The sequence below is a fragment of the Streptomyces sp. NPDC002784 genome (assembly GCF_053592135.1).
The window spans coordinates 216,466-227,868 of record NZ_JBSFVD010000010.1 but is presented as its reverse complement, the minus strand read 5'-3'; the positions used below and the strand labels follow the sequence as shown (position 1 = coordinate 227,868).

Annotated in this window: 6 protein-coding genes and 1 pseudogene; 3 read left to right on the top strand and 4 right to left on the bottom strand. The window is 69.8% G+C overall.

What is annotated here, in order from left to right; translation table 11 throughout:
- Positions 1-40: 40 nt before the first annotated feature.
- The 3 genes from ACWD1Z_RS20145 to ACWD1Z_RS20135 are packed head-to-tail and all read right to left on the bottom strand — an operon-like array spanning position 41 to position 7,295.
- A complete protein-coding gene (locus tag ACWD1Z_RS20145; protein ID WP_451120369.1) occupies positions 41-4,219 on the bottom strand; it encodes a TIGR02680 family protein in 4,179 nt (1,392 codons plus the stop codon).
- Positions 4,216-5,625: a TIGR02678 family protein gene (locus tag ACWD1Z_RS20140; protein ID WP_451120367.1), complete on the bottom strand. Its 1,410-nt coding sequence runs from the start codon at positions 5,623-5,625 to the stop codon at positions 4,216-4,218. Before ACWD1Z_RS20140 ends, ACWD1Z_RS20145 begins: the two co-directional genes overlap by 4 nt.
- Entirely contained in the window at positions 5,625-7,295 is a 1,671-nt protein-coding gene (locus ACWD1Z_RS20135; RefSeq protein ID WP_451120365.1) for a TIGR02677 family protein, read from the bottom strand. Before ACWD1Z_RS20135 ends, ACWD1Z_RS20140 begins: the two co-directional genes overlap by 1 nt.
- Positions 7,296-7,833: 538 nt before the next feature.
- Here ACWD1Z_RS20135 and ACWD1Z_RS20130 point away from each other — a divergent pair.
- Together ACWD1Z_RS20130 and ACWD1Z_RS20125 are read left to right on the top strand one after the other, a co-directional pair.
- The gene (locus ACWD1Z_RS20130) at positions 7,834-8,733 is read left to right on the top strand and encodes a replication-relaxation family protein (protein ID WP_451120363.1); all 900 of its coding nucleotides are present in this window, start codon (positions 7,834-7,836) and stop codon (positions 8,731-8,733) included.
- Between the two features lie 393 nt (positions 8,734-9,126).
- On the top strand, positions 9,127-9,453 hold the full coding sequence (locus ACWD1Z_RS20125) for a hypothetical protein (RefSeq protein ID WP_451120361.1): 327 nt from the start codon (positions 9,127-9,129) through the stop codon (positions 9,451-9,453).
- On the opposite strand, the pseudogene ACWD1Z_RS20120 reads toward ACWD1Z_RS20125, so the two are convergent.
- A pseudogene (locus ACWD1Z_RS20120) lies at positions 9,445-10,211 on the bottom strand (winged helix-turn-helix domain-containing protein); the annotation flags it as partial. The gene ACWD1Z_RS20125 and the pseudogene ACWD1Z_RS20120 overlap by 9 nt on opposite strands.
- Positions 10,212-10,337: 126 nt before the next feature.
- On the opposite strand from ACWD1Z_RS20120, the gene ACWD1Z_RS20115 reads away from it, so the two are divergent.
- Positions 10,338-11,396, top strand: a complete 1,059-nt coding sequence (locus ACWD1Z_RS20115; RefSeq protein ID WP_451120359.1) for a hypothetical protein — start codon at positions 10,338-10,340, stop codon at positions 11,394-11,396.
- The last annotated feature ends 7 nt before the right edge of the window (positions 11,397-11,403 follow it).

Genomic DNA, 11,403 nt, shown 5'->3' with positions numbered 1-11,403 from the left:
GGCTGCTCGCTCTCCGCCTGGGCGTCCGTTGAGGCGTCCGTCATACCGATACCAGCCGCCTCTGTCGCCCGTTCCACGTGTAGTGGAGCGTGGCCACACCTCGCACGTGTGGGTCGCGCAGGCACTCGTAGATGTGCAGCGACGGCACGTCGGGCCAGTTGCCGATGAGGCGTTCGCTGGTGAGGACGAAGTCCAGGTCCAGGTCGACCAGGATGCGGCCGAGGCGGGCATGGGTGGGCTCGTCTACCTTGGCGAAGGCGTCGTCCAGCAGGATCAGCCGGGGCGCGTGCGGAGCTGACTCGGCGAGGCTCGTGAAGTGGGCGGCCGCGGCTGCGAAGAGGACCAGGTAGGACAGGACTCGCTGTTCGCCCTGGCTGAGTCCGGTGCGGCCGGAGAGTTTGCGGCGGCTGCTGGGGGCGGCGTCGTCGACCACCCAGGGGGTGAAGGTGAACCAGTCCCGGTAGTCGAGGGCGGTGCGCAGATGGGCGGCGTAGCTGGCGCCGGGGTCGGCGCGGCGGGCGTCCTCGATACGGCGCTGCAGCACATCGCGTAGCCGCTCGGACTGCTCGTGGGTGCGCAGGCCCGAGGGACTGCGCAGGAGGTCGACCGCCGCTTTGACGTCGGCCTCGACTCCGTCCGCCAGTTTCCAGTCGAGTGTGACCCCCAGTCCGTGTGAGGTCCGGACGGTGGACAGGGTGCCGTTAAGCGCAGCGACCAGGGCGCCTGCGGCCAGGACCTGACCGGAGAGGTGGTCGCCCAACTCGCCGGTCAGGAAGCGCTGGAAGACCTCTCGTTCGCGGTCCGTGAGCCGTTGGCGGGCATCGGCTGCCTCGGCGGCGATGCGCTCGCCTACGGTGGCGACGTCGTGCGAACCGTGGTCGTCCACGAGACGGCAGACCTTGATGCCGTCGTGTTCCTCCAGTGTGGCGTCGTAGCCTCCGGAGAGTTTGTCGCGCAGCTCGGTGTGCCGGTTGAGGAGCGCGGTGTCCGAGATGTCGCGCCGCTCGGCGTCCAGGCATCGGCGCACGGCTTCCACGAGCGGGCGCAATGCTGGAGTGCGGTCGCGCGCGCCGTCGTCGGGGACGTGCGCCTCGCTGCCCTCGTTCTGCATCGACAGGTCGATACCCGCGCCCCGGGTCACGCCAGGCAGGGACAGCGCCGTACGCAGGCGCCTGCCACTCGCGACCGCCTCCCCTTCCTTCGTGGCCAGCGCCTGCCGCCTGACCCTCTCGTCCTCCTCCGCGCGCACCCGCTCGTCGTGTACGGCGCTCAGGTCCCGCTCGGCACCGGGCAGTTGTCGACGTACGGCCTCCAGTCGCCGCTTCGCCTCGTCCTCGCGGGCGAGGATTTCCTGTTCCGGCGCGCCCAGCGCCTCCTCCAGGCCCCGGACCGTGCGGCGGGCGATGTCCAGGCGGGCGAGCGGCTCGGCGTAGTCGGATTCCGCTTCTCGGGTGGACGTCAAGGCGCGCTGGTAGTCCGCGCGGCTCTGGCGATGGGCGTCGACGGAGGAACCGACCACGCGCAGCCGCCTACGCAATCGTTGGATGCCTGTGTCGAGGCGGTCCAGACACAGGCGTACGGAGCCGAGCGCGGCCGGGTCGACCGGGAGGTCGTTCGCGCTCGCGGTCGCCTCGGCCTCGCGCCGGGCGGCGACGGCGAGGGCGCGTACCTGCTCCGCCTCACGGGCGGCTGCGGACGCCTTGCCGGCCAGAACCCCGGCGGTGCGATCGGCCTCGGTGGTACGGGCCCATGCGTCGGTCAGTGGGCGGGCTGAGGGCGGGTGGCTGAGGGCGTCTGCCACCTGCGCGCGGTGTTCCGTGAGGATCCGCAGGTCGTTCTCGTGCTGCGTCAATTCTTCGGCGAGGCGCTGCAGTTGTCGGTCCAGCTCGGCCAAGGCCCGGCGGCGGGTCTCGGCCCGTACCTCCGCACCGACGTACTCGGCGGTCTGCTTGGTGTGACGGCCTTGGGCGACGCCCAGCTTCCAGGAGCCGTCGGTGCCGAGGGCGGATTCCGTCGTCGTACCCGTGGTCCCCTCCGTGACCAGAGCCACGGCGTGGAGCAGGCGCTCGACCTGCTCGGTGGTCACCCCGCTGTCGGATGCCGTGACCGGGCGCAACACGTCGGCCACCGTCGGTCCGGCGGGCGGTGTACCGGGGGTGATGAGGGTGTCCCGGGTGGCCGGGTCCACGACGGCACCATCGTCGGCGCATACCCACGCGTCGAGCAGGCCGCTCGCCTCGAGTGCGGCTTCCAAGCCCGCGCGGGCCGTCGGCGCCAGGCCATCGGCGAAGTCGACGAGCCGGTACAGCGGGGCCCCGGTGCCGGGCGTGCGGGATGCCGAGCGGTGCGACGGGGGCGCGGGTTCGGGGTCGGTGCGGGCTTCCCAGTCGTTCCGCTCACGCCGTAGGCGGTCCCTTTCGGCGGCCAGCTCGCGGATCGCCAGCGCCCGCGCATCGCGCTGTTCGCCCAGTTCCGCAAGCCACGGCTCGACGGCCGACCGGGCGGTGTCGGCCACCTCGTCGGGGACGTGGGCGGGCAGCGGACCCTCCGCCGGGTCGTGTGCGGTCAGGGCGTGTACGTCGTCCAGTGCCCCGCCGGTCAGGCTGCGCAGCCGCTCGGACCAGGTCTGTACGGCGCTCGCGTAGGCCTCCCCTTCGCGTGCCGTTTCTTCTCGTCGCCGTTCGACCTGCTCGCGTGCCTCGTCCAGCTGCTCCTCCAGGCGCTCCCGGGCGGAGTCGGCCTGGTGCGCCCGCTGCTGGGCCTGGTGTGCCTGGTCGATGAGAGCGGTCACTTCGGTCACGGCTCGGGCACGGTTCCTGACCACTGGGCCGGCGGCGTCCAGTTGCGTGTCCCAAGCTTCCAGGGCTCCGGCGCAGGACTCCGTGTCGACGGCAAGCACCTCGCTGTGCCGTACGAGATGGAAGTCGGCGGCCGGGGAGGTCAGTTCGGTTGCCGCCGCTGCCGCGACCGAGGTCACCCTGACCGCCCCGGGTTCGCCCAGGTGCACGGCGTCGAGCCCGGACCGCTCCGCCTCGCGCAGCAGCTCGCCGTGTGTCGTGCCGAGGTCGGCCAGTTCTCCGCCGAGCCTCCCGGCTTCTTCGGTGAGCCGCCGTCCGGTCTCTTCCTGAGTGCTGTGAGCCTGGCGCAGCGCCTTGAAGGCGGCCTCCGCCGCGCTGTGCAGGGCGGTTACCGTGGCGCGCTTCTCCCCCAGCTCCTGCAAGCTGCGGTAGGCGGCGCTGGCGTGCAGGGCGACGAGGTCGGTCTCGGCCGCGTCCGTCTCCGCTTTGAGGACGTCGAGGCGGGCGGTGAGTTCCTCCTCGCTGGTGCTGAGCTTCGCCAACTGCTTCACTGCCTCGTCCGCCAGACGCCGCTGCTCCGCCAGCCGTCCCAGTTCCCCGTCCAGCTCGTCGGCCCGGCGGCGCAACGCCCCGTGCAGGTAGCCGCGGTAGCCGGTCAGGAAGGTGCGCAGTGCCTCGTCGGTCCCTTCCAGGCGCGCGAGGTGGGTGCGTACGGTGTCCAGGTCGTCGAGGTTGCGAGCCACCTTCTCCACGACATCGTCGTCGAGCGCGGGCAGCGTTTCCGCGAGGACGGAGACCAGCCCGCCGGAGTCGATGCGGTCGCCGATGGTGGGACGGCGCAGGCGGTGCAGCAAGTGGAGCAGGTTCCGATAGCGGGCGGGATCGGTGAGGCCGAACAGGCGGCGGGCGACCCGGGCCCGGTGCTCCACGGCTCGGTCGGTGACGTTCTCCGGGCCGACGAGTGCCTTGAGTTGGTCGAGCGGCAGCGGCTGGCCGGCGGGGGCCAGGTGCAGGTCGTGACCCACCCGCAGCGGGGTGATGAAGAAGAACGGCTTGGCCGTCCTGGTCGACTGGGAGGCGCGGACGGCGGCTCCGAGGGTGAGGTGGTGGTCGTTGCCGTCCTCGTCGGTGTACGCGAACTCCACCCAGAGGTAGCCCAGCCGGTTGGTCTGCTCGAATCCGTCCAGCATCAGCCACAAGAGTGTGGTCCGGCCGGTTCCCGTGGCATCCAGAGCGCGGGCGTCGCCGTCCAGGAGGTAGGGCAGCAGCATCTCCAGCGCCTTGGACTTTCCGGCGCCGTTCTTGCCGCGCAGCAGCAGGCGCCCGTCACCGAAGGCGAACTCCTGCCGGTCGTACTGCCAGACGTTCAGGATGCCGGCGCGGTGCAGGCGATAGCGGGGCGGGGAAGAGGGGCGGTTCACCGGGTCGGCTCCTCGACTGCCTGGGCGGCGTCGTCTGCTGGTGGCTGTTCGGCACGGGACGTGACGGCAACGGTGGTGGCGAATGCCTGGGCGACGTCGTCTGCTTGCGGCTGTCCGGTACGGGACGTGACGGCCACAGTGGTGGCGAACCGGGCGGCAACGGCGAGCAGCACCCAGCCGTCCGCGCCATCCTGGCCGCGAGCGCCCGAGACGTCGGTGACGGACCGGCCGTCCAGCGCTGCGTCCTCGTATCCGTCGGGCAGACCGTGGCCATCGGCGCGCACCGGACCTGCGGGCGCCATGAGGCGCATGCGGACCAAATGATCGAGGACGGCGGCGAGCAGTCCCTCCCGATCCTCCAGGAGTCCGCGCTGCCAGTTGCTGCGTCGGCCGTACTCCTCGACGAGCCCGTCAAGCAGCTCAGGCAGCAACCCGTCCGGCACGGGAACGCCGATAATCAACTTCCCGCCGACCGCCGGGTGGCCGGGATCCTCGGGGCGCAGCCGGTCGACCAGCCGTCCCACCAGGAGCAGTGCCGCCTGTGCGACGGTGCCGGTGCCGGGCAGGTGCAGGTCGGTGAGATCGCCGTCGGGGTCGATGAGGGCGATGCCCTCGGCTCGGATCTCCGCCTCCAGGCCGAGCAGTTCGGAGAAGGCCTGCGACTCACGCCGCTGCCGGGTCCGCAGCCACTCCCGTTCGGCGCTGGTGAGGTCGTCGAGGTGGACGGCGGGTGTCTCCACGAGGCGTCTGCGCACGTACGTACGCGGGCCGCCGAAGCCGGGGTCGGCGGCTCGGCGTACGAGGTCGGCTCCGTCGCGGCTCTGCGCGAGCGGTCCGGCGACGACCGCGCGGGCGATCTCGCGGTCCACGGTCAGCAGCGCCTCGCCGCCCCGCTCCTCGGCGAGGGCCGAGACATGGCCTTCGGTCTCCGTCAGCACTCCCCAGTCCACGAGTTGGCGCAACGCCGCGGCGAGCGTACGTCGCTCCGCCTGACGCCCGATGTCGTCGACCTCAATCCCGGCGTCCACGGCCGCGACCCTCAGATCGGCAACGAGCTGGGACAGCAGAACCTGCTCGGGGGCGGTGACGAGAACCGAGAGGGCAAGGGCCAGGTAGGTGTACGTCCGCGGCGTGAACGGCGTACCGGTGGACGGCCGCTCCAGGCGGCGCCCGGAGCCGGGACCGAGACCTGCCTTGAACAGGCGGGCGTAGGAGGCTTCGACGAGGAGTCGGTAGCCGAACACCTGCTGGAAGCGCTGGGCAAGCCAGTCGGCGTGGCGGCGGATCAGCGGGAACGTGTCGCTGTGCGGTCCGTTGCTGGTGACCAGAGGGTGGGCCAGCAGCAGACGGGCGGCGGCACGGCGTTCGGCGGCGAGTGCGACGTCGTGGGCGGAGGGCAGGGGCATCAGGCGCTCGCTTCCTCGGCCGTGGCAGCCGGGGCGGTGTTGGTGACGCCCTCGGGGATGCTGCCAGCAATGCCGCCGGTGACGCTGCCGGTGATGCTTTCGACGGCCAGGGTGAGGTCGTCCGCCGTCAGGTCGCCGTCCGCGGAACGCAGGAGGGTGTGCCGGCCCGGGGTACGCCAGGCCGTCAGCCGGATGCCCAAGTCCACATCACCTGCCTGAGCGGTACCGAGCTGAAAGTCATCGCCCTCCTTGTGCAGTTGGGCATTGCCGAGGGCGGTGGTGAGGAGTTCCAGCAGGAGCCGCATGGCGGCGGACCCGAGCCGCACCTGGTCGAACCGACCTGACGCGCTGCGCAGTTCGGCGGCCGCGGCGTGACGCGCGGCGGCCTGCTCACGCGCCTGCTCCATGAGCCGGCGCTTCTGCTCAGCATGGTCCTCGATTGCCGCGGATCGCCCGCGCGGGGCCCGGCTGCCACGCTCACGCAAGGCCACCGGCACATCCACGACGGGCCCGGTCCACCAGCTCACATACGCCGGTACGGACAGATCGGGATCCGGCGCCACCCCCAGATGCCGAGCCCCGTACAGCCCGAACGCAGCGACCGCTATGTCGTGCGCCTCGTCGGGCTCGGCGGCGTCGAACCAGGCGGCAAGCCTGAGCAGGTCCTTGCGGCGGGACATCTCCCCCGACGCCGAACGCAGCATCCGCTTGGCGTTGGCGAGCAGGGACTGCAGGGCGCGCATGGTTGCGTCCCGGAGCTGGTCCACCTGGCTGCCGTGGCCGTCACTGTCGGCGAACCAGTCGCGCATTCCCTCCCAATCGGCCAGTTCCCGCCCCCTGCTGCGCTGCACCCGCGTCTCTGGCAGCGCGTCGGAGAGCGCATTGAGGCCCGACGCATGAGCGTCGATGCGGCTGAGCAAGGCGGGCAGGTGCGGCCAGATGGCTCGCAGATGGGCGGCGATGCGCGGGGCGCGGAAGGAAACATCCTCAGTGATCGCTTGCACGTAGTCGAGCAGCAGCTCCTTGAAGCCCTGGTACTCAGCACCGTCGAGGTCGTAGCGGGCCAGGACCTGCCCGAGGTAGGCATAGAAATCCCGCACCGACTCGGCGAATTCGGCGAACTGCGCGAAGAGGGTGCTGATCTTCTCCAGGGCATGCTGCGGCTCCGTACCGCCCGGCGCGGCGGCCAAGGCAGCAATCTCCTTGAGCCCTCGGTCGACGAGGGTGAGGAGCTCACTGCTGACCTCACGCGCGGCATCCGCTCCCGCCAGCACCTCGTCGGCGTCACGCTGCACCCGCTCACCCAGCTTGGACAGCTGATAACGGGACCGTGAGCGCTGGTACTCGGCGATGCTGGTCGCGGTGACCGTGTGCGTACTGCGCAGCAGATTGCCCCAGCGCACGAGCTGTTCGAGCCGAGCGGTCAGCGTCTCCGCGCCGAGCGCAGCCGCCGGGTGCCCGGCCTGCTCCAGCTTGGCGAGCACGTCGGGTACGGCGAGGTCCGCGAGCAGGGTGCCGCAGAAGACCCGCATCACTGCGACGTACTCCAGGCGCTCGGGTGCGCTGAGGTAGGCGTAGGCGCTGAGCCGCTGCCAGGTCTCGCTGTCGCTCTCGCTCTCCTCGCCGGACGGCTCGTCATGTGGTTCTTGGCGTAGTTCGTCCCCCACCATGCTCTCGAGCGTACGGAGTGGCACTGACAGTACGGAGAGGGTTCGGGGAATCCGGCTGGTCTGGGCGGTCCGGTTCGGACGTCGATGGCCAAGGCGAACGTGCCTGGCACCGGGACTTTGCTCGTGCTGTTGACGTGCGCCGGGTTCGGCGCGTGCGCGCGTCGGCGGTCGCCGGCGCGCAGCATGGGAGACGGCGCCCCGATCCCCCGGCGGCACGCGCCCACCCGTTCTCCCGCCGTCCCCTGTTCTTCTTTTGCTTCGGGGCGGGTGTGGGGTGTGCAGAGGGGGATGTCGGGCTGGCGACCAAGCCGGGGATGGCACGCTGACCTGCGAATACGCCAGTCGGACCCGGAAGGGCGCGGACGGCTGTCCCCAGGGACATGGGCGGGGCTATCGGCCCGGTTGTCAGGGGAGTTGTCGCATCGTGACCGTGGTCGGGCCTTCGCGGTCGCAGGTGTGGTCGGGGTGGCCTGCTGCGGTGGCCGTACACGTGGAGCCGGACAGGACGGCGCCACCTGTACCGAAGGGCAGGCCGACGATGACGGACGTGGATACGGGCGGCGGGGATCGCCTGGCGCTCGCGGTGCTGACGCAGTACCGGATGACCACCACCGAGCAGATGCACCGGCTGATCGCGCCGGGAGTGCGCATCGAGCAGACGCGGCGCCGAATGGCAAAGCTGCGGTCGGAAAGACTGGTCGACCGCATTACCCTCCCCCAAGCAGGACGCCTGCGTGCATGGTTCCCGACCTCGTACGGCGCGCAGATAGCCTCGGAGTGGCCGGAGTTACGGGGCCGGCGGCTGCCGAAGATGGTGTCCGACCCAACCGCCGCGAGACTGCGGTCAGGCCACACCTTGACGGTGACCGAGACAGCGCTCACCTTCATCGAAGACGCCCGCCGAATCGGCGACTTGTGCCGCCCGCTGGACTGGATCCCCGAGGTGTACCACCCTCTCGGGGGCGGCGAGGCGGTCATACCGGACGCCCTCATGTACTACGCACGGGGCACCACCGCGGGCGACGGGACGATGCTGCGAGCGTTCGTCGAGGTCGACCGGGCCACCATGGGTCCCGAGCGCCTGAGCGCGAAACTGGGCGCCTACTCCCGCCTCCACAGCTACACCCCCACACCCTTCGCAGGCCACCGGCGGACTGTCACCCAAGGCCCGGTGCAGGAGGAATGGCGGCGGCACTATCCGCTGTTCCCCCGCCTGCTGTTCGTCCTGGACGGCACGGGCTCCGTCGGCATCAAGACACGCCTAGACGCCCTGCAAGGAGCCGCCGAGGCCTCGGAGCAGCCCCTCTTCTTTCGTACGGTTCCCATCCTGACCGCGGCACTGGCAGACCTGCGCAACAACGGCCCCTCCGCCCCGGTGTGGCACCCCGTCCTGGATCCCGACCGCGCAGTCCCGATGATCTGGTCACCGCAGGGGTAGGCGGATTGCGCAGTCGTGCGCAATAGCTGCGGCGGCTGCGCAAAGTCCGACCACGGGCCGACCACGGGCCGACCACGGTCGCGCCCGACTACTGCGCTGCGCATCCAACCGCACACCATGCGCAATGCGCAGCACTCGTGTACGACTGCGCAGCTGCGTATGAGGAGGGAAGGAGCACCTGCGTACTGCGCATCTACCTGCGACAGTCGCTCATGGTCGCCCCAACCAAGGGACCCACCACGTGAGTGCGCAGACGCCGGCTCACCAAATGCGCATCGTTGAATGGAGCGTGGAGGGAGTGTGGACCAGCGCACGCACTGCGCAGTCCGGTTGCGGATGGCATCTGCGCACCACGCCGCTGGCCCCCGAGACCGTGCGGACATCGTCGGAGCCATGGACACCACCAGCCCGAGCCCTGCGCCGGCTTCCAGCAGCGGTAGCGACCTGTCATTGCTCGCCGACTTTGACGGCAATTTCAGCCCAGACTCGCTTGCCCCAGGGAAGAAGATCGGTTCCCCAACTGTCGGAGAGAGTCTCGACCAGGAGGAGGCCACGGCCGCCGCTGGCATCCGGCCCAATCCTCTGCAGTTCCGGCATGCGATTGGACATGTCGACCACGGCGATACGCAGCCGGTCAGGGCGCGGCCGTTCGGCGATCACCCGAACACAGTGGTCATGCCCGTGGTGGACGGCGTTACTGACTTCGGCTCGTCAGGGTGACTTTGGATCGTCGAGGGCCAGGCCGGTGCCGGCTATGAAGCCGTCGAGGGTGTCTGGCCGGTACTGAAGGCGCTTGAGCCTGTTGCGTACGAGGGTCTCGAGTCGGTCGAGGGCGACGACGGCGAGGTTGGCCAGGCTGTGTTTGACGTGCGCCCATACCCACTCGACGGGGTTGAGGTCGGGCGAGTAGGCGGGCAGCAGGAAGACCATCAGCCAGTCATGCTCGGTGATCAGCTCACGCATGGCGTGGGAGACGTGGGTGTTCAGCCGGTCCCACATCAGCACGATCGGCGCCTTGACGAGCTGGTGGACGCCGTCGATCAGCGCGATGAAGTCCCGCTCGCCCATGCTGCGGCGCTTGCCTTTGCCTGCGGAGTGGACGTGCAGACGATGGCACAGCCGGGTCCGGGAACCAGGCCGCATAGCGATCAGCCCGGCCACCGACAGGCGCCCCGAGCGGCGGCCGCTGACGGTCACGGCTGGGGTGTGACCGCGCCGGCCCCAGGTTCGTCCTTTGGGCGGCCGCCGGGTGAACCCGGCTTCGTCCTCGAAGCAGATGTAACCCCTGCAGGCCGCCCGAGCCCTTTTACCTCAGCCCGCGTCGCCTCCCTCCACGCGGTCACGGCCTACTCGTCGCGTTCGGCGACCCGCCGCGCGGGGACCTGGGGGCTGAAGCCAAGCCGGAGCATCAGTCTCGTTGCACCCGAGACGCTGTAGGAGACGTGGAACTTCCTGCCGAGCAGCGTGGCCACCCTCGCGCGCAAAAGAGGGCCCCCGCCGACCTGTTCGCCAATCTGCAGTGACTCGTCACATGGCCGCTCACCGCCCGAATGAGATGATCACGTTGCCTGTGCATGTTCAGCTCAGCGGGAAGGACCACAAGAGTGCTCAAGGATTCGTCGTTGCGGGGCTACTTACTGGAAGAGTCGTTGGCCTGGCTGCTGCGCTTCAGCGGCTACCGGCTTCTCGTCCACGAAGATCAGGATCCGGTCGAGTTGGTGACGGAGGGCCAGACTCTCCGGGTCCGAGGGCGGGGCGCGCTCCACCAGGTCGACGTTCTCGGGGAGTTCGCCTTCACTCCGGCCTTCTCCATGCCGGTGCGGCTGTTTCTGGAAGCCAAGTACTACCAGACACGCTGCGAGTTGGAGGTCGTCCGGAACGCCCACGGTGTCGTCCACGACGTGAACGAGAACTTCATGACGGGCGCCGGGACACGGCCCCGGCAGCGGTACAAATACTCATACGCATTGTTCTCCGCGAGCGGGTTCACCCCTGACGCCCAGAAGTACGCGCTCGCCCACCAGATCTCTCTCGTGGACCTGTCCGGCGCCTCCTTCACCTGGCTGCTTGGCCACATCGGAGCTACGGCGACGAGTCTGTGCTCGGCACAGCAGCATCTGCCGAAGTCAGCCCCCTTTCCGCTGAATTGGATGCGCTCGGAGCTACGGAAGGCGCTGGGGACATCCCCGCTGGAGCTGCCACCTGTCTCCATTCCCGATGGGAAGTTCAAGCAGGCCGCCGGCACCGTGATTCAGGACTTCGCCACGGCGCTCCGGCAGCACAGCGACGCAGAGCTACTCCTCGGTTTCCCGGCTGCGCCATTCATCCTGCCGCTCGCCGCCGATGATCACGGAGGGTTCCTGGAGTACGCCGAGGCAAAGCCCGACCATACGGTGCGGATCAGGCGACGGGGCACGGGAGCCGCGGCAGAGTGGACGCTTTCACCGGCAGACGCGGTCGGCGCCTATGAGTTGGCCTTCAAGCTCCCAGAGCACATCGAGGAATGGATCAGCGGCATTGGGGAGAAGGAACGCCATCGCACCGTTCAGGTCAAGGAGCAGTTCCTGTCCGCGATCACGCTCTACCGCATGAATGGCGCAGGCGTACGTTCCTACCAACTCCGCTACGAACCGAGTTCCCTCTCCCGGGCCGGAGTTCCATAAACGGCTA

Bases quoted from the DNA above. Each gene is read 5' to 3' on its own strand.
- ACWD1Z_RS20140 (WP_451120367.1), bottom strand. From the start codon at position 5,625: ATGCCCCTGCCCTCCGCCCACGACGTCGCACTCGCCGCCGAACGCCGT.
- ACWD1Z_RS20135 (WP_451120365.1), bottom strand. From the start codon at position 7,295: ATGGTGGGGGACGAACTACGCCAAGAACCACATGACGAGCCGTCCGGC.
- ACWD1Z_RS20130 (WP_451120363.1), top strand. From the start codon at position 7,834: ATGACGGACGTGGATACGGGCGGCGGGGATCGCCTGGCGCTCGCGGTG.
- ACWD1Z_RS20125 (WP_451120361.1), top strand. From the start codon at position 9,127: ATGGACACCACCAGCCCGAGCCCTGCGCCGGCTTCCAGCAGCGGTAGC.